The sequence below is a fragment of the Agrobacterium sp. LY4 genome (assembly GCF_001526585.1).
In the GTDB taxonomy this organism is placed as follows: domain Bacteria; phylum Pseudomonadota; class Alphaproteobacteria; order Rhizobiales; family Rhizobiaceae; genus Agrobacterium; species Agrobacterium leguminum.
Map to the genome: position 1 here is coordinate 32982 of NZ_ASYA01000015.1, position 24039 is coordinate 57020.

Annotated in this window: 22 protein-coding genes; 17 read left to right on the top strand and 5 right to left on the bottom strand. The window is 60.3% G+C overall.

Annotated elements, in window-relative coordinates:
* Positions 1–96: 96 nt before the first annotated feature.
* The 7 genes from L904_RS15025 (at position 97) to L904_RS15055 (ending at position 6622) form a co-directional block, all read left to right on the top strand.
* Positions 97–999, top strand: a complete 903-nt coding sequence (locus tag L904_RS15025; RefSeq protein ID WP_035260650.1) for a branched-chain amino acid ABC transporter permease — start codon at positions 97–99, stop codon at positions 997–999.
* 49 nt (positions 1000–1048) lie between these two features.
* A complete protein-coding gene (livM, locus tag L904_RS15030) occupies positions 1049–2401 on the top strand; it encodes a high-affinity branched-chain amino acid ABC transporter permease LivM (RefSeq protein ID WP_371259435.1) in 1353 nt (450 codons plus the stop codon).
* Entirely contained in the window at positions 2401–3279 is an 879-nt protein-coding gene (locus L904_RS15035; RefSeq protein WP_003522919.1) for an ABC transporter ATP-binding protein, read from the top strand. Before livM ends, L904_RS15035 begins: the two co-directional genes overlap by 1 nt.
* Positions 3279–4007 carry an ABC transporter ATP-binding protein gene (locus L904_RS15040; protein ID WP_003522918.1) on the top strand — a complete coding sequence of 243 codons (729 nt, stop codon included), beginning with the start codon at positions 3279–3281 and terminating at the stop codon, positions 4005–4007. The genes L904_RS15035 and L904_RS15040 overlap by 1 nt, the downstream gene beginning before the upstream one ends.
* A 182-nt stretch (positions 4008–4189) precedes the next feature.
* Positions 4190–4543, top strand: a complete 354-nt coding sequence (locus L904_RS15045) for a DUF6867 family protein (RefSeq protein ID WP_003522917.1) — start codon at positions 4190–4192, stop codon at positions 4541–4543.
* Between the two features lie 119 nt (positions 4544–4662).
* A complete protein-coding gene (locus tag L904_RS15050; protein ID WP_003522916.1) occupies positions 4663–5781 on the top strand; it encodes a branched-chain amino acid ABC transporter substrate-binding protein in 1119 nt (372 codons plus the stop codon).
* 124 nt (positions 5782–5905) lie between these two features.
* Positions 5906–6622, top strand: coding sequence for a polysaccharide deacetylase family protein (locus tag L904_RS15055; protein ID WP_035260654.1), 717 nt, complete (start codon positions 5906–5908; stop codon positions 6620–6622).
* Between the two features lie 24 nt (positions 6623–6646).
* On the opposite strand, the gene L904_RS15060 is transcribed toward L904_RS15055, so the two are convergent.
* The 5 genes from L904_RS15060 to L904_RS15080 form a co-directional block, all read right to left on the bottom strand.
* Entirely contained in the window at positions 6647–7171 is a 525-nt protein-coding gene (locus tag L904_RS15060) for an AAA family ATPase (RefSeq protein WP_035260652.1), read from the bottom strand.
* Positions 7172–7451: 280 nt separating this feature from the next.
* Positions 7452–8381, bottom strand: coding sequence for a response regulator (locus L904_RS15065; protein ID WP_035260385.1), 930 nt, complete (start codon positions 8379–8381; stop codon positions 7452–7454).
* Positions 8378–11773: an ATP-binding protein gene (locus L904_RS15070; RefSeq protein WP_035260387.1), complete on the bottom strand. Its 3396-nt coding sequence runs from the start codon at positions 11771–11773 to the stop codon at positions 8378–8380. The genes L904_RS15065 and L904_RS15070 overlap by 4 nt, the downstream gene beginning before the upstream one ends.
* A gap of 31 nt (positions 11774–11804) precedes the next feature.
* Entirely contained in the window at positions 11805–12575 is a 771-nt protein-coding gene (locus L904_RS15075; RefSeq protein ID WP_035260389.1) for an SDR family oxidoreductase, read from the bottom strand.
* 218 nt (positions 12576–12793) lie between these two features.
* Entirely contained in the window at positions 12794–13828 is a 1035-nt protein-coding gene (locus L904_RS15080) for a glutamine synthetase beta-grasp domain-containing protein (RefSeq protein ID WP_035260390.1), read from the bottom strand.
* A 480-nt stretch (positions 13829–14308) separates the two neighbouring features.
* Here L904_RS15080 and L904_RS15085 point away from each other — a divergent pair, with 480 nt between their 5' ends.
* The 10 genes from L904_RS15085 to L904_RS15130 all read left to right on the top strand — a co-directional run bounded on the left by L904_RS15085 (position 14309) and on the right by L904_RS15130 (position 24033).
* Entirely contained in the window at positions 14309–14515 is a 207-nt protein-coding gene (locus L904_RS15085) for a DUF2735 domain-containing protein (RefSeq protein ID WP_003520619.1), read from the top strand.
* Between the two features lie 352 nt (positions 14516–14867).
* On the top strand, positions 14868–16157 hold the full coding sequence (gene urtA, locus L904_RS15090) for an urea ABC transporter substrate-binding protein (RefSeq protein WP_020808758.1): 1290 nt from the start codon (positions 14868–14870) through the stop codon (positions 16155–16157).
* A gap of 292 nt (positions 16158–16449) precedes the next feature.
* Positions 16450–18063: an urea ABC transporter permease subunit UrtB gene (gene urtB, locus L904_RS15095; protein ID WP_020808759.1), complete on the top strand. Its 1614-nt coding sequence runs from the start codon at positions 16450–16452 to the stop codon at positions 18061–18063.
* Positions 18060–19235: an urea ABC transporter permease subunit UrtC gene (gene urtC, locus L904_RS15100; RefSeq protein ID WP_020808760.1), complete on the top strand. Its 1176-nt coding sequence runs from the start codon at positions 18060–18062 to the stop codon at positions 19233–19235. Before urtB ends, urtC begins: the two co-directional genes overlap by 4 nt.
* Before the next feature lie 7 nt (positions 19236–19242).
* Entirely contained in the window at positions 19243–20004 is a 762-nt protein-coding gene (urtD, locus tag L904_RS15105; RefSeq protein ID WP_020808761.1) for an urea ABC transporter ATP-binding protein UrtD, read from the top strand.
* Between the two features lie 193 nt (positions 20005–20197).
* The gene (gene urtE, locus L904_RS15110; protein ID WP_031233384.1) at positions 20198–20893 is read left to right on the top strand and encodes an urea ABC transporter ATP-binding subunit UrtE; all 696 of its coding nucleotides are present in this window, start codon (positions 20198–20200) and stop codon (positions 20891–20893) included.
* 255 nt (positions 20894–21148) lie between these two features.
* Positions 21149–22402, top strand: a complete 1254-nt coding sequence (locus L904_RS15115; RefSeq protein WP_035261344.1) for a PHB depolymerase family esterase — start codon at positions 21149–21151, stop codon at positions 22400–22402.
* Positions 22309–23160: an urease accessory protein UreD gene (locus L904_RS15120; RefSeq protein ID WP_020808764.1), complete on the top strand. Its 852-nt coding sequence runs from the start codon at positions 22309–22311 to the stop codon at positions 23158–23160. Before L904_RS15115 ends, L904_RS15120 begins: the two co-directional genes overlap by 94 nt.
* Before the next feature lie 105 nt (positions 23161–23265).
* Entirely contained in the window at positions 23266–23568 is a 303-nt protein-coding gene (locus tag L904_RS15125) for an urease subunit gamma (RefSeq protein WP_031233386.1), read from the top strand.
* 6 nt (positions 23569–23574) lie between these two features.
* Positions 23575–24033, top strand: a complete 459-nt coding sequence (locus L904_RS15130) for a hypothetical protein (RefSeq protein WP_020808766.1) — start codon at positions 23575–23577, stop codon at positions 24031–24033.
* Positions 24034–24039: the final 6 nt, after the last annotated feature.

Here is a 24039-nt window from a genome sequence, read left to right on the forward strand (position 1 = left end):
ATATGCATTTTGAGGGTGGGGGTCTGCCTGCAAGGGCGCCCCTATAATTAACATAACGAGGCGTGGCCCATTCGAGGTCGTGCCCGGGGGAAAGACATGGAGTATTTTATCCAGCAGCTCATCAACGGGCTGACTCTTGGATCGATCTACGGCCTCATCGCTATCGGCTATACGATGGTTTACGGCATCATCGGCATGATCAACTTCGCCCATGGCGATATTTTCATGCTCGGCGGCTTCGCCGCGCTGATCGTTTTCCTGATCGTGACATCCTTTGTCGCCGGCATTCCGGTGGCGCTTCTTCTGCTTCTGATGATGGTCGTCGCCATGCTGATGACCGGCCTGTGGAACTGGGTGATCGAACGCGTCGCCTATCGCCCGCTCAGAGGCTCCTTCCGTCTTGCACCGCTGATCACGGCCATCGGCATGTCGATAGTGCTGTCCAACTTCATTCAGGTCACCCAGGGTCCGCGCAACAAGCCGATCCCGTCGCTGGTGACGGAAAGCTACCATTTCGGCACCATCACCGTTTCGCTGAAGCAGCTCATCATTATGGTCGTCACCTCGGTGCTGCTCTTCGCCTTCTGGTATATCGTCAACAAGACCCCGCTCGGCCGGGCGCAGCGCGCCACCGAACAGGACCGCAAGATGGCGGCACTGCTCGGCGTCGATGTCGACAAGACGATCTCCATCACCTTCATCATGGGTGCGGCGCTCGCTTCCGTCGCAGGTACGATGTACTTGATGTACTATGGCGTTACCACGTTCAACGATGGCTTCATTCCGGGGGTCAAGGCCTTCACCGCCGCCGTTCTGGGTGGCATCGGCTCGCTGCCGGGCGCTGTGCTGGGTGGCTTGCTCATCGGTCTCATCGAGTCCCTCTGGTCCGCCTATTTCTCCATTGCTTATAAGGACGTCGCGGCGTTCGGCATCCTGGCATTCGTGCTGATCTTCAAGCCGACCGGTATTCTCGGTCGCCCGGAAGTCGAGAAGGTGTGACATCATGGCAAACATCGTTTCCGAAAACACCTCTTCCGGCCCGAGCTTGATGGCGACGGCTGTGAAGGAGGGCCTGATTGCGGGCCTCATCTCGTTCGGCATGTTCGTTCTTTATGTCGGCATCGTCACCTATCAAGATATCAACAACCAGCTGATCTGGGGCACCCGTTGGGGCCTTCTCGCAATTTTCGTCGCCGTTGCCGCCGTTGGCCGCTTCCTCGTGGTTGGTTTCATCAAGCCGTCGCTCGATCGTCGCAAGCTTGCCAAGGCCAAAAGCGGCGTGCTGGAGATTTCCGAAGAGAAAGGCTTTTTTCATAAGCACTTTCTGAAGCTGGCGCTCATTCTTCTTCTGCTTTATCCGGTTATCGCCGTGCAATTGTTCGGCTTTCAGGGTTCGCTGAAAATGGTCGATAATTTCGGCGTTCAGATCCTGATCTATGTGATGCTGGCCTGGGGCCTCAACATTGTTGTCGGCCTTGCCGGCCTGCTCGATCTCGGTTACGTGGCCTTTTATGCGGTGGGCGCCTATTCCTATGCGCTGCTCTCCAGCTATTTCGGCCTGTCTTTCTGGGTGCTCCTGCCGGTCGCCGGCATTCTCGCGGGCTTCTGGGGCATCATCCTCGGTTTCCCGGTGCTTCGTCTTCGCGGCGACTATCTGGCGATCGTGACGCTTGCCTTCGGTGAAATCATCCGTCTTGTTATTGTGAACTGGACGGAAGTGACCAAGGGCACTTTCGGCATCTCAAGCATCGCCAAGGCATCTGTCTTCGGCATCTGGTCTTTCGATGCCCGCGCATCCAATTACTTCATCAAGGCCTTCAGTCTTCCGCCGTCTTCCGCCTACTACAAAATCTTCCTGTTCTACGTGATCCTGCTGCTTTGCATGCTGACGGCCTATGTTACAATTAGGCTGCGCCGCATGCCGATCGGTCGGGCTTGGGAGGCATTACGCGAGGACGAAATCGCTTGCCGTTCGCTCGGTATCGACACCGTCATCACCAAGCTCAGTGCCTTTGCGACGGGGGCCATGCTCGGCGGATTTGCCGGTTCGTTCTTTGCCGCCCGCCAGGGTTTCGTATCGCCGGAAAGCTTTACGTTTGTGGAATCCGCCGTCATTCTCGCCATCGTCGTGCTCGGTGGCATGGGTTCGCTCACGGGTATCGCCATTGCGGCGCTGGTCATGGTCGGCGGCACCGAGGCGCTACGTGAAATGGAGTTCCTGAAGCATGTCTTCGGGCCTGATTTCACACCGGAACTCTACCGCATGCTGCTCTTCGGTCTCGGCATGGTCATCGTCATGCTGTTCAAGCCGCGCGGCTTCGTCGGCTCGCGTGAACCCACGGCCTTCCTTAAGGAACGCAAGGCCGTCTCCGGCAGCTTTACCAAGGAAGGTCACGGTTGATGGCTTCCGGAACGGCAACAATGACACCCAATACGACTGGCGATACGATCCTCAAGGTCGAACATCTTTCGATGCGCTTCGGCGGCCTGATGGCCATCAACGACTTCTCCTTCGAGGCGAAGCGCGGCGAGATCACGGCGTTGATCGGCCCCAACGGTGCTGGCAAGACCACGGTCTTCAACTGCATCACCGGCTTTTACAAGCCGACCATGGGCATGATCACCATGCGCCAGCAAAGCGGCGAGGCGCATCTTCTCGAGCGCCTGCCGGATTTCGAAATCACCAAGAAGGCGAAGGTGGCGCGCACCTTCCAGAACATCCGCCTGTTTTCGGGGTTGACGGTTCTGGAAAACCTGCTGGTGGCGCAGCACAATGCGCTGATGAAGGCCTCGGGTTACACGATCCTCGGTCTTCTCGGCCTGCCCGCTTACCGGCGGGCGGTGGATGCCTCTATCGAAAAGGCCAAATACTGGCTTGAAAAGGCCGATCTGATCGACCGCGCCGACGATCCGGCCGGCGATTTGCCCTATGGTGCGCAGCGCCGTCTGGAAATCGCCCGCGCCATGTGCACGGGGCCGGAGCTTTTGTGCCTCGACGAGCCGGCCGCCGGCCTCAACCCGAAGGAATCGCTGGCGCTCAACGCGCTTCTGCGCGGCATTCGCGACGAGGGCACGTCGCTGCTCCTCATCGAGCACGACATGTCCGTGGTGATGCAGATTTCCGACCATGTGGTGGTTCTGGAATATGGCCAGAAAATTTCCGACGGCACGCCGGACCATGTGAAGAACGACCCGAAGGTCATCGCCGCCTATCTGGGTGTCGAGGATGATGAAGTGGAAGACGTGATTGCGGAAGAACTCGACGGAGGAGCGGCCTGATGTCCGGTGAACCGCTTCTGAAAGTCCAGGGTGTCGAAACCTATTACGGCAATATCCGGGCTCTGGCCGGTGTCGATGTCGAGGTCAAAAAGGGTGAGATCGTCAGCCTGATCGGCGCCAACGGCGCCGGCAAGTCGACGCTGATGATGACCATCTGCGGCAGCCCGCAGGCGCGTGCCGGCCAGGTGATCTTCGACGGCGAGGATATTACCCATCTGCCGACCCATCTGATCGCCCGCAAGCGCATTGCCCAGTCGCCCGAAGGCCGCCGAATTTTCCCGCGCATGACGGTGCTGGAAAACCTGCAGATGGGCGCCAATCTCGATAACCTGAAATATTTCAAGGAAGACGTCGAGAAGATCTTCGTGATGTTCCCGCGCCTGAAGGAGCGCCAGAGCCAGCGCGGCGGCACGCTTTCCGGCGGCGAGCAGCAGATGCTCTCCATCGGTCGCGCGCTGATGGCACGGCCGAAGCTCCTGCTGCTGGACGAGCCGTCGCTCGGTCTTGCACCCTTGATCGTCAAGGGCATTTTCGAGGCGATCAAGAAACTCAACCAGGAAGAGGGGCTGACCGTCTTCCTCGTGGAGCAGAACGCCTTTGCCGCGCTCAAGCTTTCCGACCGCGCCTATGTGATGGTCAACGGCAAGGTGACGATGAGCGGTTCGGGCAGGGAACTGCTCGCCGATCCGCAGGTGCGCGCCGCCTATCTCGAAGGCGGACGGCACTGAAAGATTTTACTTGCGCCGGAAATTTTGCGGCGCAAGACTGCAAACGGCGGCCTGTCGTCCTTTCGGCAAAACCTTAAGGATCCATGGCGGGGTGCAAACAATAAAATGCCCGGCGGGAAAACGACGGGACGACAGACAAGGCAGGGTCAGGGCGTTTCAGCCCGGCACTGATGGGGAAAGAGATGCAGGGCCTTTTTTTCGAAACGGATAACGGCGTGCGGTATGTTCTGCGCGCGCTGGTTGTTCTTCTGGGTTTCTGGACGGCATGGCGCACGGGCAAGTCCGTGGCCGATGGCTGGGGCGGTTATACGCGGGTGGTTATCTATACGCTCGCTCTGGGTGTGGTGATGCGGTTTCTGCATCACGCGCTGTTCAACGGGCCGTTCATCAACGGCTTCTATTACGTGTTTGACGTCGTTCTTCTTCTGGTTTTTTCCAGCGTCGGTTTCCGCACGCGCCGGACGAGCCAGATGGTCAATAACTACTATTGGCTTTACGACCGGACATCGGCATTTTCCTACAAGAAGAAAGATTGACAGGCGGATTTTTCCGGCTGCACAATGCTCGTCAGAGTGGAACAGTTTCCTGTTCAGTGAAGGTGGGTACTGAACAGGTCCTTGCAATCAACCCATCCAAAGGAACTGGGAGTAAAGTAATGAAGAAGTCTCTTCTTTCCGCTGTTGCGCTGACCGCCATGGTCGCGTTTGGCGGTTCGGCCTGGGCCGATGTCGTGATCGCTGTCGGCGCACCGCTGACCGGCCCGAACGCTGCTTTCGGCGCTCAGATCCAGAAGGGTGCCGAACAGGCCGCGAAAGACATCAATGCCGCCGGCGGCATCAATGGCGAGCAGATCAAGATCGTGCTGGGCGACGACGTATCCGACCCCAAGCAGGGTATTTCGGTTGCCAACAAATTCGTCGCTGACGGCGTGAAATTCGTTGTCGGTCACTTCAACTCCGGCGTTTCCATTCCGGCTTCTGAAGTTTACGCCGAAAACGGCATTCTCGAAATCACACCCGCCGCAACCAACCCGGTCTTCACCGAGCGCGGCCTGTGGAACACGTTCCGTACCTGCGGCCGTGACGACCAGCAGGGCGGCATTGCCGGCAAGTACCTGGCCGATCATTTCAAGGACGCCAAGGTCGCCATCATTCACGACAAGACGCCTTACGGTCAGGGCCTTGCCGATGAAACCAAGAAGGCTGCCAATGCCGCTGGCGTGACGGAAGTCATGTATGAAGGCGTCAACGTCGGCGACAAGGACTTCTCCGCGCTGATCTCCAAGATGAAGGAAGCCGGCGTTTCCATCATCTACTGGGGCGGCCTGCACACCGAAGCCGGCCTCATCATCCGTCAGGCGGCCGATCAGGGCCTGAAGGCCAAGCTCGTTTCGGGCGACGGTATCGTCTCGAACGAACTTGCTTCCATCGCCGGCGACGCCGTCGAAGGCACGCTCAACACCTTCGGCCCCGATCCGACGCTGCGCCCGGAAAACAAGGAACTGGTAGAGAAGTTCAAGGCCGCCGGCTTCAACCCGGAAGCCTACACGCTCTACTCCTATGCCGCGATGCAGGCGATTGCCGGTGCGGCGAAGGCCGCCGGTTCCGTGGAGCCGGAAAAGGTTGCCGAGGCCCTGAAGTCCGGCACCTTCCCGACCGCGCTCGGCGAGATCTCCTTCGACGAGAAGGGCGACCCGAAGCTTCCCGGCTACGTCATGTACGAATGGAAGAAGGGTCCGGACGGCAAGTTCACCTACATCCAGCAGGGCAGCTAAGCCCTTCTGCGATACCCTATCGAAGCCCGGCAGCGATGCCGGGCTTTTTGTTTGCGGTCTCGGCCATACTAGGGACAACAAGGCAGGAAACTAATCCTCTCGGGAACTGCAATGAGGGATGGCAATGACGACAAAACGAGCCGTGTCGCTCTTCCTTGTTTTCGCCGTGCTGGCGACGGCGCTCGTCGGCCTGCATTTCTTCAGCAAATCCCGGACGACGCAATTATTCGGCGGCATCATCGCAAGGGTTGAAACAGCGAGGCCGATGGTGGCGCTGACTTTCGACGACGGGCCGTCGGTGCGTTTCACGCCTGATGTTTTGACTCTTCTGAGGGAGCGCGGGGTAAAAGCGACTTTCTTTTTGACCGGTCAGGAGACCGAAGAAAATCTGCCGCAGGCGCGCATGATCGTCAGCGACGGGCATCAGGTCGGCAACCATAGTTACACGCATTCCAACATGATGCTGATGGGGCCGGCGCGGATCGGGCAAGAGATCGAGCGCACCGATGCGGCCATTCGGGCTGCGGGTTATGAAGGCGAGATCATGTTCCGCCCGCCCTATGGCAAGAAGCTGCTCACCTTGCCCTGGTATCTTTCCCGGCATGACCGGAAAACCATCATGTGGGATGTCGAGCCGGAATCCTTTCCCGATGTCGCCGAGGATGCAGCCGCCTTCGCCAGGCACGTCATCGAGCAGACCGGAAACGGCTCCATTATCATCATGCACGTCATGTATCGAAGCCGCGAGATATCCAGGCAGGCTTTGCCCTTGATCATCGACGGTCTGCGTCAACGCGGGTTTGAGTTTGTCACCGTCTCGCAATTGCTCGAAAACCGCTGACGCCCATTCTCTTGCGATAGCGCCTCAGTCGATCCGGGTCAGAATAAAGTCCGCACGTTCCCCTATGCCGGATTTCGGAAGCACGGAAATATCGTAGCCAAGCTCGTCATAGTCGCGGAGCAAACGCTCATATTCCTCGATCGCCGCATCGAAGCCATGCCTGCGCTCGCTGTCGCCCCTGTAGATTTCCGGCCATGGCGGGGTGAGGAAGACCAGACGATTATAGCGGTGTGCAGCCACCAGCGTCTCGATGAAGGCATCGCCGCTTACATGGCGAAGCGCCGAGGCGGCGTCGATCAGGCCGCGATCGAAGAAGACCGGGCCTTCCGGCGGGGCCTTTTGCCGGTCTTCCAGCGCCATGGCGATGGCGCGGCGGGCGAAGGCTTCGATGTCGATCCACGGAAGGGCCGTGCCGCCCTTGCGGGTTTCTTCGATGACGATGCGGCGGCCGGGCTCTTCCACGGTGGCGAAACCGCGCCGGGCAAGCTCGGCGAGAAGCGTGGATTTTCCGCCGCCGGAGCAGCCTGAAAGGATGATGAAACGGTCCATTGGATTTCTATCCTGTGACAGGGTTCAGATGGTTCGGACGGTGATTTTTGGGTGGGGGTTGCCACTTGTTTCTTCTCCCCGAGGGGGAGAAGGTGGCCCGAAGGGTCGGATGAGGGGGTAACGTTGCCGGATTTCGGAGAGCTTGCCCCCTCATCCCGCTGCCGCGGACTTCTCCCCCTCGGGGAGAAGAAACAAGGGGCCGCCGCTCGACCAATGAGCGGACGCTGCACTCAAGCGGAAAATATATACTGGCCGAACCTTACCACACTCAGCCCTGTCGTCACCCCTGATGCAATATATGTGCTGCCTTCACAGCCGCCGATGCCCGGTTTTCCACCCCGAGCTTCACATAGATCTGCTCCAGATGCTTGTTCACGGTTCTCGCGGAAAGGCCGAGGATATCGCCAATATCGCGATTGGACTTGCCCCTGGCGATCCACAGCAGCACTTCCGATTCCCGCGCGGTGAGGGAAAAATGCTCGCGCAGCAGGTGGTCGCCGGATTTCTCATTGGCGGCGGTGAGGCGGAAGAGGAATTCATCCGGCCCCATGGCGCCGAGGAAGGACAGCTGTAGGGCAGGCCGCCCGGCCTCGGTGATCGTCAGCGGCACGTCGCGGCCGGTTTCCGCCGCCGCCCGTTCTGCGAGCCAGCGGCCAATATGGCTGGTGACGATTTCCATGCCGTCGTCGCGGCCGGTGGCGGCGTTGACGAGCCGCGTCGCCTGCGGTGTCGACCAGTGGATGGCACCATTGGCGCGCACGGCGAGCAGGTGGCGGCCGGCGGCGTCGAGCGCGACGCGGGCGCTCTGTGCCGAGCGGGCATTGGAGAGATGGACGCGGATGCGGGCGCGCAGCTCGTCGATGTTGATCGGCTTGGTCAGATAATCGACGCCGCCGGATTCGAGCGCCCGCACCACATGTTCGGTCTCGGTCAGCCCGGTCATGAAGATGACGGGCACCTGCGCCACCGCCGCATTGGCCTTCAGGCGGCGGCAGGTCTCGAAACCGTCCATGGCCGGCATGACGGCGTCGAGCAGGATGATATCGGGCGTGATGCGTTCGGCAATGTTGAGCGCGGCCTGGCCGGAGGTGGCGATGAGGGCGGAAAAGCCGGATTGTTCCAGCGCATCGGTGAGGAACCCGAGTGCTTCCGGGCTGTCATCCACCAGCAATACGATGTCTCTCGGGGCTGCTGCCGCCTGACCGCTCATGCCTTGCCGTCTCCCGTGTCACTATCCGCAAACCGTTTGAGAAAATGCGCGTAACCGGCTAGATCGAAGGCCTGCACATAGGTGCCGAGCTCCTGCGTGAAGGGCAGGTTTTCCGTGTTGCGGGCAAGATCGGCGAGTTTCGCCTCGATGCCGCGTATGTAGCCTATTTCGCCGAGCCGCTGCAAATCCTGAATGTGAATTGCGCCGGGATGGACGATCTGCGCCACGGGCGGCGGCGATGGCGGGGGCGGCATATCCGCCTCGTAGATCCATTTCAGGCCGAGATGCACGGCAAGCCTGTCGCAAAGCTGGCGGATATCGACAGGCTTGGCGATGGCGTCGTTGTGGTTGTCTTCTCCCGCGCCCGCCACTGTCCCGTCGCCGATATTGGCCGAGAGCATGATGAGCGGGGCGGTCTGGCCGGCTTCACGCAGTTTCGTCACAAGCTGCCAGCCGGTCATGCCGGGCATGGAAATATCGATGAGGAAGAGGTCGGGCTTCACGCCTTCGATCAGCGTCAGGCATTCCGGCCCGCTTTGCGCCGTCAGCACCACGAAATCGAGCGGCACCAGCACCTGCCGCATCAATTCGCGATGATCCTCGTTGTCATCGACCACGACGATGGTGCGGCGCGGGCCGGAATAGGAGCGGATGGTCTTTTCCGCCGCCGGCGCCGTGCTTGGCCGGTGCACGGCAGAGAGCATGAGGCGCACGCGGAAGGTGGAACCTTCATCCTTTGCGCTGGAAACGGAAATTTCGCCGCCGAGCGTATTGGTGAGGAGCCTTGTGATGGTCAGGCCGAGGCCGAGGCCCGGCATGGGGCGCACGCTGTCTGCCTCGCCGCGCTGGAAGGGTTCGTAGATGCGGGCGAGGTCTTTTTCGGCAATGCCGCGGCCGGTATCGGAAACGGTGAAGCTTGCCACCTGGCTGCGATAACCGACATCGAAGGTAACGGCGCCCTCATCGGTGAATTTGATGGCGTTGGAGATGAGGTTGACGAGGATCTGGCGCAGCCGCTTTTCATCGGTGCGGACATATTGCGGCAGGGCCCGCGACCGGTCATGGCGGAACTCCAGCCCCTTGGCCTGCGCCTGCGGGCGAAACATGTCGACGATCTGGTCGAGGAAATCCTGAATATTGATCTCGTTGGAATAGACCTGAAGCCGCCCGGCCTCGATCTTGGAAATATCGAGAAGCCCATCGATCAGGCCGGACAGGTGATCGGCCGAGCGGCGGATGACCTTGATTGCCGATTGCCGTGGCGGGGGGATGGTGTCGTCGCGCTCGAGAATCTGGGCATAACCCAGAACGGCGTTGAGCGGCGTGCGCAATTCATGGCTGAGGCCGACGACATAACGGCTCTTGGCGCGGTTGGCGGCCTCGGCCGTTTCCTTGGCGTCCTGAAGGGCGGCGTCGGTCTTCTTGTGGGCGGCGATTTCCTTGAGCAGCAATGTGTTCTGGCGCGAGGATTCCTCTTCCGCCACAACCCGGCTGTCATGGGCAAGCACGAGGAACCAGCAGACGATGCCGGCAATGACGGCGAAGACAAAAAACACGATGAGGATGGTGCGGTTCACCACATCGGCCGTTTCCGGCGAGGCGGTGCCGACCTGATGGGCGATCATCGCCAATATGCCGCCGATGGCGGTGACGGCAATCGCCGCCGCCATGCCGTAGCGTCCGAGCCGGGTGGCGAGTTTGGCCACCAGCTGATCCGGCAGGAAGGATTTCGCGACGGTGGCGACCTGATAGTTCAGCTTGGCTTTCGGCTTGCACATGTCATGGCAGCGGCTGTCCAGCGAGCAGCAGAGCGAACAGATCGGCGCGGCATAGGCCGGGCACCAGGCCATGTCTTCCGGCTCGAAAGGGTGTTCGCAGATGGAGCAGGTGATGCTGCTCTCCTCACGCCACTTCTGGCGCGGTTTGCGGGCGAGATAAAATTTGCCCTTCGTGCCCCAGGCAATCAGCGGCGAGGCGATGAAGGCGACGATCAGCGTCAGATAGGGCGCGAGCGATGCGGCGAGCGGGCCGAAGGCGCCGAAATGCGCCATCAGCGCGATGGTGGCCGAAAGCGCCATGGAGCCGACGCCGACGGGGTTGATGTCGTAAAGATGGGCGCGCTTGAATTCGATGCCGGGCGGGGCAAGGCCGAGCGGCTTGTTGATGAAGAGATCGGCGGAAATGGTGCAGAGCCAGGCCATGGCGATGATGGAGAAGATGCCGAGCGTTTCTTCCAGCAGCCGGTAAATGCCGAGCTCCATCAGAAGCAGCGCGATCGCCACGTTGAAGACCAGCCAGACGACGCGGCCGGGGTGGCTGTGGGTGAGGCGCGAGAAGAAGTTCGACCAGGCGAGCGAACCCGCATAGGCATTCATGACGTTGATCTTCAGCTGCGAGACGACCACGAAGGCGACCATCAAAAGCATGGCGGCCGTCTCGTTGGGGATCATGTAACCGAAGGCGGTGAGATACATCTGCGCCGGATCGGCGGCGCGATCCACCGAGACGCCGGAACTGAAGGTGAGCACCACGAGGAAGGAGCCGGCGAGCAGCTTCGGCACGCCGACGACGACCCAGCCCGAGCCCGCCAGGAAAACCGCAATGCGGTGGCGCAGGCGGCTTTGCCCCTCGGCCGGCAGGAAGCGCAGGAAGTCCACCTGTTCGCCGATCTGCGACATCAGCGCCAGAATGACGGCGGAGGCCGCACCGAATTCCACCAGATTGAAATCCGCGACCGTTCCCGGCGGGCCGGAGGCGTGGTGAATACCGGCAAAGGCACGCCAAAGATCGTATTTCTCCCAGTCCATCAAAGCGATGAAGACGAAGGGCAAAATGTTCAGCACGATCCAGAAGGGCTGGGTGACGATCTGGAAACGGCTGATGAGCCGCACGCCATGGGTGACGAGCGGAATGACCATGACGGCGGAGATGATATAGCCGATCCACAGGGGAATGCCGAGCGCCAGTTCCAGCGCGCCGGACATGATCGACGCCTCGATGGCGAAGAGCATGAAGGTGAAGGCGGCATAGATCAGCGAGGTGATGGTGGAGCCGATATAACCGAAGCTTGCGCCGCGCGTCAGAAGATCGATATCGACGCCGTGGCGGATGGCATAACGGCTGATCGGTAGGCCGACGGCGAGCATGGCGATGGCGGCGACGAGGATGGCGTAAAAGGCGTTGGTGGTGCCGTAGGAGAGCGTGATGGCGCCGCCGATGGCTTCCAGCGCCAGAAAGGAAATCGCGCCGATGGCGGTGTGGGAAATGCGGTTGGAGGAAAATTGCCGGGCGCTCTTGGCGGTGAAGCGCAGCGCATAATCTTCCAGTGTCTGGTTGGCGACCCAGCGGTTATATTCGCGCCTGACGGGGATGATGCGTTGCCGTGCGGCCATGCCTATCTAGCGCCTTTTCGCAACGGGCCTCTCACAGCCGCACCGACATGCCGCCATCCACCGTCAGCACATGGCCGTTGACGAAGGAGGCCGCGTCGCTGGCCAGAAACAGGGCAGCACCGGCGATTTCATCCGGCCGGCCCCAGCGCTCCAGCGGCACCCGCAGCTTGGCGAAGGCCACCATCTCAGGATTTTCGGCAAGGGCGGCATTGGTTTCGGTGGCGAACATGCCGGGTGCGATGGCGTTGCTGGTAATGCCGCGCGCGCCATATTCCACGGCAATGGCGCGCATCAGCCCGGTCAGCCCCTGTTTGGCGACGGGATAGATCGCGTCCCCCGGCCGGACGATGTGGCCGAGAATGGAGGTGATGGTGATGATGCGGCCGTAACCATTGGCGTTCATGGCCTCCGCCGCATCCCGCGACAGCGAGATGGAGGAGGTAAGATCGGTGCGGATCAATTCCAGCACGTCCTCGTCGCTGAATTCGGCAAGCGGGCGGCGGTCGCGCGCGCCGACATTGTTGACGAGGATATCGAGGTGGCCGAACTCGTCCATGATACGGCGGACGAGGGCGCTGCCGGCTGCGGTATCGGCAATATCGAAGGCAGCGTAATCGGCCTTGCCGCCAGCCTTGCGCAACGTGTCGACCGCCTGTTCCAGCGTTTCGGCATTGCGGCCGGTCAGCCACACATGCGCGCCCGCTTCGGCAAAGGCGCTGGCAATTTCAAAACCGAGGCCGCGGCCGCTGCCGGTGATGATGGCCGTGCGGTTTTCGAGAGAGAATTTCTGGAGAATGCCCATCGCTCACCTTCTTGCTTTAGAGCGTCGGACCGAAAACGACGGTGCGGTTTCCGGAAAGTCCGAGGCTGTTGGTCAAAGCCACGCCGCTTGTTTGAGCTTGCGTATGGGAAGACTATGCCGTGTGCGGCGCTCGGCGAAAGGTCGCCTGACCGGCCCGGCCGTTCGGTGGACAGAAAAATGGCGTCGCCCGGTTGCGGGCGACGCCATGTCTTGGCTTATCAGGCAGCAGCCGACTTTGCGAGCGGCACTTCTGCGATCGTCTTCAGAACGACGGAAGCGATCTGGTAAGGGCAGCCCTGCGAGTTCGGACGACGGTCTTCGAGGTAACCCTTGTAACCGTTGTTGACGAAGGAATGCGGAACGCGGATCGAGGCGCCACGGTCGGCAACGCCGTAGGAGAACTTGTTCCACGGAGCGGTTTCGTGCTTGCCGGTCAGGCGCAGGTGGTTGTCCGGACCGTAAACGTCGATGTGCTCTTTCCAGTTCTTGGCGAAAGCGGCCATGAGGGCTTCGAAATATTCCTTGCCGCCAACTTCGCGCATGAACTTGGTGGAGAAGTTGCAATGCATGCCCGAACCGTTCCAGTCGGTATCGCCGAGCGGCTTGCAATGGAATTCGACGTCGATGCCGTACTGTTCGCAAAGACGAAGGAGCAGGTAACGGGCGATCCAGATCTGGTCGGCGGCGCGCTTGGAGCCCTTGCCGAATACCTGGAATTCCCACTGGCCCTTGGCGACTTCGGCGTTGATGCCTTCGTGGTTGATGCCGGCTTCGAGGCAGAGGTCGAGGTGCTCTTCAACGATTTCGCGGGCAACCGAACCGACATTCTTGAAGCCGACGCCGGTGTAATAAGGACCCTGCGGAGCCGGGTAACCCTGTTCCGGGAAGCCGAGCGGGCGGCCGTCCTGGTAGAAGAAATATTCCTGTTCGAAGCCGAACCATGCGTCCTCGTCGTCGAGGATGGTTGCGCGGCTGTTCGAAGCATGCGGGGTGACGCCATCGGGCATCATGACTTCGCACATGACGAGTGCACCGTTGGAGCGGGCCGGGTCGGGATAGATCGCGACGGGCTTCAGCACGCAATCCGACGAGTGGCCTTCGGCCTGCTGCGTGGACGAGCCATCAAAGCCCCAAAGCGGCAGCTGCTCGAGTGTGGGGAATTCGTCGAATTCCTTGATCTGGGTCTTGCCGCGCAGGTTGGGGACCGGCTTGTATCCGTCCAGCCAGATGTACTCGAGTTTGAACTTAGTCATTACGAACCTCTCATAGGTAACAATGCGAAGCCTTGAGGCCTCCCGTGGCTTTGGCCACCGAAGTGCATTCGCGTTCAAGGGCTGACCCCTTAGATGCATGCCGCGTGCCAGATTGGCAATATCAGGCGATTTTTTCGAAAAATCTTTCAGGCCCCCGGTCGCGCAGGAGCCTGCATATCGCGCGTGGCTGGTTCTGCTGCATTGCGGTAGGCAAATTCACCCCTCATGTTTCATCATTGAATCCTGATAGATAGCCGGCGTCTCCCGGCGGAATGCCCTGCTGCGGTGCAATGATTTCGGTTGCGCGCGAGGGATTGGCATTTGCCCCAAAAACCGGCGCTTTCGGAATGGTTTTTCTTGTAGATGAGACGATTAATGCCTATATTTTTCGCAAGGTGATTTTTTTTTAATCAAACGGAGCGAATCTGGCCTTTGCGGGTTAGCTCCAGACATAAAGTGCTTCGATGCAAACAAAGTGAGATGATCGAAATGGCAACTGGCATTCATCGCGAGACGGCAACGATCTATCAATTCCCGGTCGGCGGGCGCGCGGGTCTTTCGAAGTTCCGCAACAGCAGCCTCAGCGACCTCGAGCGTCAGGCGCAGGAGCCGCATATCGATTTCGGTTCGTGGTATCACGACGATGCGATCCGCGACGAAGAGCGGAACGACAAGCCGCATTCCTGATGGCCGCATTCCTGATGTGAGACCGTGCCGCGCATTTCTTCTCCCCGCCGGGGAGAAGGTGGCCCGAAGGGTCGGATGAGGGGGCAACCCCTCCGTATATCGCGGCGCTCGCCCCCTCATCCCGCTGCCGCGGACTTCTCCCCGGCGGGGAGAAGAAACAAGCTGAGGCCTCCTGCTTCACAGACAAGCGCCTTCAGGTTCAGCTTATTCCCCCTCATGCATCTTTCGCCACCCCGCCTACGTCAATTGACGTATACGGTTTCGCTCTCACGAGATCGATAGTCCCTCCAGCAGCGGCCGCAGATGCCGCTGAGCCTCCACGAGAGGCCAAACAAGGAGAGGGGTTCTTCCGATGACATTCCGCAAGACGCTTAGTGCCGCGCTGCTTGGCGCGATCCTGTCCACCACCGCCTTCCACGGCGCTTTTGCCGCTGACGACACCATCAAGGTTGGCGTGCTGCATTCGCTGTCCGGTACAATGGCGATTTCAGAAACGACGCTGAAGGACGCCATGCTGATGCTCATCGACGAGCAGAACAAGAAGGGTGGCGTGCTCGGCAAGAAACTCGAAGCCGTGGTGGTCGATCCGGCTTCCGACTGGCCGCTCTTTGCCGAAAAGGCCCGCCAGTTGATTTCGCAGGACAAGGTCGCCGCCGTTTTCGGCTGCTGGACGTCCTCCTCGCGCAAGTCGGTTCTGCCGGTCTTCGAGGAACTGAATTCCATCCTGTTCTACCCGGTTCAGTACGAGGGTGAAGAATCCTCGCGCAACATCTTCTACACGGGTGCGGCGCCGAACCAGCAGGCCATTCCGGCCGTAGACTACCTCGCCAATACCGAAGGCGTCGAGCGCTGGGTTCTGGCTGGCACGGACTATGTCTATCCGCAGACCACCAACAAGATCCTGAAGGCCTACCTGATGTCGAAGGGCGTCAAGGAAGAGGACATCATGATCAACTACACGCCGTTCGGTCATTCCGACTGGCAGACCATCGTGTCCGACATCAAGAAGTTCGGCTCGGCCGGCAAGAAGACCGCCGTGGTCTCTACCATCAACGGCGACGCCAACGTGCCTTTCTACAAGGAACTGGCGAACCAGGGCATCAAGGCTGAAGACATTCCCGTCGTCGCCTTCTCGGTCGGCGAAGAAGAACTTGCCGGTCTCGATACCGCACCGCTGGTCGGCCACCTTGCCGCCTGGAACTACTTCCAGTCCGTCGATGCGCCGGTCAATGCCGAATTCATCAAGACCTGGCATGCCTTCACCAAGAACGACAAGCGCGTGACCAACGACCCGATGGAAGCCGCCTATATCGGCTTCAACGCCTGGGTAAAGGCCGTCGAATCCGCCGGCACGACGGATACGGACAAGGTTCTCGACTCGATTATCGGCGTTTCCGTGCCGAACCTTTCGGGCGGTTACTCCACCGTCATGCCGAACCACCACATTACCAAGCCGGTGCTGATCGGCGAAATCCAGGCCGATGGCCAGTTTGAGATCGTGCAGCAGACGCCGCAGGTGGTGGGTGACGAGTGGTCGGATTATCTGCCGGACTCGAAGGATCTGATCTCGGACTGGAGGAAGCCGATGTCTTGCGGCAATTTCAATGTGGCCAGTGGGAAGTGCGGCGGCAAGGGTAGCTGATTAGCCCCGGGGGATGGTGCCGCTCCCTCTTCGTTGGGGGCGGTGCTTCAATAGTTGAAAACTGAACAAGCGTGCCCCCCTCTGCCCTGCCGGGCATCTCCCCCACAGGTGGGGAGATCGACTCGTGGCTAGGCCCCGCATTTCTCTTCGGTCGAGATAGAGCGATGCGAGCGCACCTTGCCGATCTCCCTCCTTGTGGGGGAGATGCCCGGCAGGGCAGAGGGGGGTGAGCGGCATACTCAAGTGGCGTTACCCACAAACGCCCTGTCGTAAAACGCCCAAGGAACCCGACATGACGATCCGATCTTTTCTCGGAGCCATCTTCCTCTGGCTCACCCTGGGGATCGCAGCCCAATCCTTCGCGCAAAGCGAGCCGAAGGCGCTGGTCGACCAGCTCGGCACGGCGGATTTCAAGCAGGCCGAAGTGCTGATCGGGCAGATCGCCGCCACGGGCGATGCGCGTGTCGTGCCGGCGCTCGAGGCTTTTGCGGCGGGCGATCTTTACGTGCGCAAGGCCGACAATCTGGTTTTCATGACGAAACCGGCAGGTTCCAATTTTACGCTGATCGACCCGCTGACGGGCGAAAGTGCGGGTGAAGCGCCGAAGGCGGCTGTCAGCAAGATCAAGGTCAACAATAATCTGCGCCGCGTCATCCGCGCCGCACTCGGTGGCCTGACCCTGCTGAGCCCGGAAAAATCCGTGCGGCTTTCCGCGGCGGACGCCGTTCTGAAAGCGCCGAGCGCGGAAAATCTCGAATTGCTGGAAGCGGCCATCGCCAAGGAGGCCGATACTGAGGTGCGGACCCGGATGGAGGAGGCGCGGGCTGTCTCGCTGCTCTCCTCCGAACGGTCGCTCGAACAGAAGAAAGAGGCAATCGCCACCATCAAGAGCCTCGGCGGGCGCGATGCCATCGGCATTCTGATGGCGGCTTCCTCGTCGGTGGATCAGAGCCTGAAGCCGGATATCGACAGCGCCATATCGAGCATCGAAAGCTCCCTTGCCTTCTGGGACTATGCGCAGAATATCTGGTACGGCCTGTCGCTCGGTTCCGTGCTTTTGCTCGCCGCCATCGGCCTTGCCATCACCTTCGGCGTGATGGGCATCATCAACATGGCGCATGGCGAGATGGTGATGATCGGCGCCTATTCCACCTTCATGGTGCAGGAGGTGATCCGCACGCATTTCCCCGGCCTGTTCGACTGGTCGCTCGCCATCGCTCTGCCCGCCGCCTTTCTGGTGACGGCCTTTGTCGGCCTCGTGATGGAGCGCGGTGTCATCCGCTTTCTTTACGGGCGGCCGCTGGAAACGCTTCTCGCTACCTGGGGCATCTCGCTCATCCTGCAACAGGGCGTGCGCTCCATCTTCGGCCCCACCAACCGGGAAGTCGGCAGCCCGAGCTGGATGTCCGGCTCCTTCAGCGTCGGTTATCTCAATTTCACCTGGAACCGGGTGTGGATCGTCTGTTTCTCGCTTTCGGTGTTCTTCGCGCTGCTGGTTCTCCTGAAGCGCTCGGCCTTCGGGCTGCAGATGCGCGCCGTGACCCAGAACCGCCGCATGGCCTCTTCCATGGGCATCCGCACGCCGTGGGTGGATGCCTTCACCTTCGCGCTCGGTTCGGGCGTTGCCGGTCTCGCCGGCGTGGCGCTGTCGCAGATCGACAATGTCTCGCCCAATCTCGGCCAGAGCTACATCATCGACAGTTTCATGGTGGTGGTGTTCGGCGGCGTCGGCAATCTCTGGGGAACGCTGGTCGGCGCCCTGTCTCTCGGCGTGCTCAACAAGTTCCTTGAGCCGACGGTCGGCGCCGTGCTCGGCAAGATCCTCGTGCTCGTTCTCATCATCCTGTTCATCCAGAAGCGGCCGCGCGGTCTCTTCGCACTCAAGGGAAGGGCGATCGAAGCATGATTACCGGCTTCCTCCTGCGCGCGCTCGACCGCCGCATCTCCATCGCCATCGGCATCATTCTGGCCATCGCCGTGCTGGTGCCGGCCTCCAACCTGCTTTTGCCGGCCGATAGCGCATTCCGCATTCCGACCTATATCATGTCGATGCTGGGCAAATATCTGGCCTATGCGCTGCTCGCACTGGCGCTCGATCTCGTCTGGGGTTATTGCGGCATTCTCTCGCTCGGCCACGCCGCCTTCTTCGCGCTCGGCGGTTATGCCATGGGCATGTATCTGATGCGACAGATCGGCACGCGCGGGGTTTATGGTCATCCGGTGCTGCCTGACTTCATGGTGTTCCTCAACTGGAAGGAACTGCCGTGGTTCTGGCAGGGTTTTGACATGTTCTGGTTTGCGGCGCTGATGGTGCTTGTCGTGCCGGGGCTGCTCGCCTTCGTGTTCGGCTGGTTCGCCTTCCGCTCGCGTGTCAACGGTGTTTATCTCTCCATCATCACCCAGGCCATGACCTATGCGCTGCTGCTCGCCTTCTTCCGCAACGACATGGGTTTCGGCGGCAATAATGGGCTGACCGATTTCAAGGATATTCTCGGCTTTTCCGTACAGGCGGATGGTACGCGCGCCGTGCTGTTTGCCATGACGGCGGTGATGCTGGCGCTTTCACTGCTGATCGCCTCCGGCATCGTCAATTCCAAATTCGGCAAGGTGCTGGTGGGCGTGCGCGATGCCGAAAGCCGGGTGCGCTTCCTCGGTTTCCGGGTGGAAAACATCAAGCTTTTCACCTTCGTCGTTTCGGCCATGATGGCGGGTATTGCCGGTGCGCTGTTCGTGCCGCAGGTGGGCATCATCAATCCCGGTGAATTCTCTCCCGCCAACTCCATCGAAGTGGTGGTGTGGACGGCGGTGGGCGGGCGCGGCACGCTGATCGGGCCGATTATCGGCGCTGTCCTGGTCAATGGCGGCAAGAGCTATTTCACTGGCGCTTTCCCGGAATTCTGGCTGTTTGCGCTGGGTGGGCTGTTCATCGCGGTGACGCTGTTCTTCCCCAAGGGCATTGTCGGCACGCTGCAACACTATCTGGCCCGGCGGCGCGAAAAGCGGGTCACGCTCGCGGCAGGCGACGTCCAGCCGGGCAATGACAGCGGCTCGACAGTGGCGCAACAGGCGGCGGAGTGAGGCGGATATGAACACGATTTCCGAAAACAGAACGAAAAGCCTGCTTTATCTCGACGGCGTCTCGGTGTCCTTCGATGGTTTCAGGGCGCTCAATTCCCTCTCCTTCGTGGTGGAACCGGGTGAGCTTCGCGCCATTATCGGCCCGAACGGTGCTGGCAAGACGACGATGATGGACATCATCACCGGCAAGACAAGGCCGGATACGGGCACGGTGCTGTTTGAAGACAGCATCGACCTCACCAAGAAGGACGAGGCGGATATTGCCCAGCTCGGCATAGGGCGGAAGTTCCAGAAACCGACGGTGTTCGAAAGCCATACCGTCTGGGACAATCTGGAACTGGCGCTCAACCGCAAGCGCGGCGTTTTCGCGACGCTGTTTTACCGGCTGACGGAGGAAGACAAGGCCCGCATCGAGGAAATCCTCGCCACCGTGCGCCTCGGCCACCGCCGCGGCGATCTCGCCGCCAACCTCTCGCACGGCCAGAAACAATGGCTGGAAATCGGCATGCTGCTGGCGCAGGAGCCGAAGCTCTTGCTGGTGGACGAGCCGGTGGCGGGCATGACGGATGCGGAAACCGCCGAAACCGCCGTGCTTTTGAAGGAAATCGCCAAAACCCGTTCGGTTGTGGTGGTGGAGCACGACATGGGTTTTATCCGCGAGCTGGGGGTGAAGGTGACGTGCCTTGCCGAAGGCTCGGTGCTGGCGGAGGGATCGATCGATTTCGTGTCGAACGATCCTAAGGTGATTGAGAATTATCTGGGGCGGTGATGGTGGTGTTTGCGGCGTTACCCCCCTCTGCCCTGCCGGGCATCTCCCCCTCAAGGGGGGAGATCGGCAAGCGGCGAAAACTCTGCCCATGGAACGGGCGGGTGCGGCATCTGATCTCCCCCCTTGAGGGGGAGATGCCCGGCAGGGCAGAGGGGGGTAACGCCTCCCGCCAATGCGTCAATGGAGTCTCACCATGCTGAACGTCGACAACATCAACCTCCATTACGGCGCGGCGCAGGCCCTGCGTGGCGTTTCGCTGACGGCGGAGATGGGCAAGATCACCTGTGTCCTCGGCCGCAACGGGGTGGGCAAAAGCTCGCTGCTGCGGGCCGTTACCGGCCAGCACGCCATCAGTGCCGGGACGATCAGCTTTGAAGGGGCGGCGCTGGATGGGCTGGCGCCTTACCACCGGGCCAAGCGCGGTGTCGGTTACGTGCCGCAGGGGCGGGAGATTTTTCCGCTGCTCAGCGTGCAGGAGAATCTCGAAAGCGGCTATGCGCCGCTGCCGCGTAAGGAACGCTTCATCCCGGACGATATTTTCAGCCTGTTTCCGGTGCTGCAATCCATGCTGGGAAGGCGCGGCGGCGATCTCTCCGGCGGCCAGCAGCAGCAGCTTGCCATCGGCCGGGCTTTGGTGACGCGGCCGAAGATCCTCGTTCTCGACGAGCCCACCGAGGGCATTCAGCCGTCGATCATCAAGGATATCGGCCGGGCGATCAAATATCTACGCGATTCTACCGGCATGGCGATCCTGCTGGTCGAGCAATATCTGGATTTCTGCCGCGAGCTTGCCGATTACGTTTACATCATGGACCGCGGCGAAATCGTGCATCAGGGGCTGGCCGAAACGCTGGATACGCCGGAAGCGCGGCGTCACCTGACAGTATAGATCGAGACTAAAACCTTTGTGCGCCGATCACGGCGTGCAAACGGCCGATTAATATTTTGAAAGCCTATGCGTCTCGACATGGCTTTCATGCGTAATTTTAGCATTTCATTGAATAATTGCCTGTGATATTGGCAGCGAAAATGCTGCATGCGAGACACAGGAAAAGTCTATTCGCACGCCGCGACAGTTGATCCCTTACATTCCACGCACGTCCGACGTATCGTCGGGGAAACCGTGCCCAATAAAGGCGTGTCAATGAATCAAGACTTTGCCATTGGCCGGGCCGCCCGGCTGTTCCGCTCCGCCCGCACCCTGTTTCTGGGTCTTGCGATGTGCGCGAGCGCCGGTGTCGCAGCGTCGGCATCGACCTGCGGTCAGTTACCCGGACCCGGCATGGAACCGGGCAGGCATGATTTTTCCATTCTCTCCAACGGTGAAAAACGCGACGGCGTCTATTTTGTTCCCTCCGCCTATGACGGAAAAAAGCCGCTGCCTGTCGTGTTCGATTTCCATGGCTCCAACAGCAATCCGCATGGCCAGCTGAACCGCAGCGGCTGGGACAAGCTGGCGGAACGTGACGGTCTGGTGGTCGTGGCGCTGGCCGGCAGCCTGAATGGCGAATTGCCCGGCACCCATGCCTGGAATGTTCCCGGCGTCACCAAGCGTCCGGGCGGGCTGGACGAGGTCGGCTTCATTCGCGATGCCATCACCATGGTGAAGGGCAAGTTCTGCGTCGATGAGGAGCGTTTTTACGGTTCCGGTTATTCCGGCGGCGGGCGCATGCTGTCGCAATTCATCTGCAATGGCAGCGCGGATTTCACCGCTGCCGGTTTCGTCGCCTCGCTGCGCGCGGGTTATCCGTTGGAGACCGAGGGCAAATGGGCACCGGATGCGGCAAGCTGCACGCCGGCGCGGCCGATGTCGATCATCGCCTTTGCCGGGCTGAAGGATCCCGCCAACCCCTATCAGGGCGGCGGCAAATCCTACTGGCAATATGGCGGCGAGACGGCGCTGAAGCGCTGGGCCGAGATGGACGGCTGCAAGGGCGCCGCCAAAAGCAAGGTGGGCGAAAGTTTCACGGTCAATTCCTATGATGTCTGCAAGGCGGGCGCACGCATTCAGTCCTATGTCATCAACGACTGGGACCACGCTTGGCCGCGCGCCACCATGAAGGCGGAAGTGCTGGCCGCGAGCGCCGTCGTCACCCGCAAGCCGGGCGGCGAACAGACGCCGAAGGCGGAACCGGCCGTGGAGCGCAAGATGCCCACAGGCGAAGTGACGCGCACGGTTGATGCGGCGGAAAGAATGTGGGATTTCTTCCGCAATACGGAAGGGCAGCTGGTCGTGGATGCCGTCGTCAAGAAGGATTGCGGCGCAAAGGCCTCATCCGCTTCCGCAACCGCTTCGGAGACCGCGTGCAGCAACAACAGCAAGCCATCGGCCCTTCCGGTCGCCAAGACGCTCAACCTGTCCGGCAGCAGCGCGCCCGTGGCAGAGGACGCATTGTAACCAAAGCGGTTGAAGGGCGCAGCCGGCTGGAGGAACTGTTCCAGGAAGGCTGCGCCAAAATCCGCCTGCCGGAAACCTTTTCGAACGAAGCCGAAGCCATTCTCATCAATTCCTCCGGCGGCCTGACCGGCGGAGACGAACTCGAATGGCAGGCGGTGGCCGGCGCCGGCACCTCGCTGGTGGTGACCACGCAGGCCTGCGAGAAGGTCTACAAGGCATCTTCCGGAACCGCCACCGTTACCGCCCGGGTTTCCGCCGGGCCGGGCGCCAGATTGCACTGGCTGCCGCAGGAAACCATCCTTTTCGACCGGGCCTCGCTGACCCGCCGGCTGGAAGCCGATCTCGACCAATCTTCCGAATTCATCGCCGTCGAAGCCGTGCTGCTCGGCCGCCAGGCCATGGGCGAGGCGATGGCTCATGGTCTTTTCCGCGACCGCTGGCGCATTCGCCACGGGGGTAAGCTGGTGCATGCCGAAGAGCTTCTGCTGCAAGGCGAGGTGGCGGAACTGACCGCGAAACCGGCGGTGCTGGCCGGTCAGGTCGCTTTTGCGACGCTGCTTTATATCGGGCCGCTGGCCGAGGCGCTTCTGCCTAAAATCCGGGCTATTGCCGGGGAAAGCGGCGGTGCCAGCGAATGGCAGGGCAAGCTTGTCGTTCGGGTCTCTGCCGCCGATGGTTTCTCCTTGAGAAAATTGCTTTTTCCGATCATTTCGCTCTTGCGAAACGGCGCGCCAGTGCCGAAAGTCTGGAATCTGTAAACCCTTCGGATCGTCGGCAACCGGCGGCCTTCGGGGTCTGTCAACATGTCGAATCTGCTTGCCGCAACCATGTTTGCGGAACAGGTTCCAAGCTGCGGGACCACGATGAACCTTAGCCCAAGAGAAAAAGACAAGCTGCTGATTTCCATGGCCGCCATGGTGGCGCGCCGCCGGCTGGAACGCGGCGTGAAGCTGAACTATCCCGAAGCGATTGCGCTGATTACCGATTTCGTGGTCGAGGGCGCCCGCGACGGCCGTGCCGTGGCCGAGCTGATGGAAGCCGGCGCGCATGTCATCTCCCGCCATCAGGTGATGGAAGGTGTGGCCGAGATGATCCATGATGTGCAGGTGGAAGCGACGTTTCCCGATGGCACCAAGCTGGTGACCGTTCACGAACCGATACGGTGAGGGGGCATGGTGGTAAGTCCAGACGAAAATGGCCAGCAGTTAGCGATCGAGGAATATAAGTATGTCCGAGATATGCTCAAAACCAACATCGACATCATGGAGAAGAACGAAAGTTTAATCCTGCTTGCGATGGCTGCGGTCTATGGTTTTTTAATAAAAGACTTAAAGTTCGAGTTTGGTCATGCCACTTTAAGTCTTATTGTCCCGTTTGCTCTTAGCTTATTCGGGTATCTGCGATATAGGGCGTTGGATCGCGTTATCGGCGTGCATAACGACTATCTTCAGGGAATAGAAGCTCGACATCCAGTTTTCTTAGGATGGACGCAATTCTATCGTAAAGAAAAAGAGAAAAAATCAACAGAAACTTCTCTTAGGTCATCCAGAGATTTATTTTGGCGATCACTTATTGGCGGAAGTGGCGCGATATTCTTACTGGCGAACACTATTCCCTTGTGCAAAAATTAGAGGTCA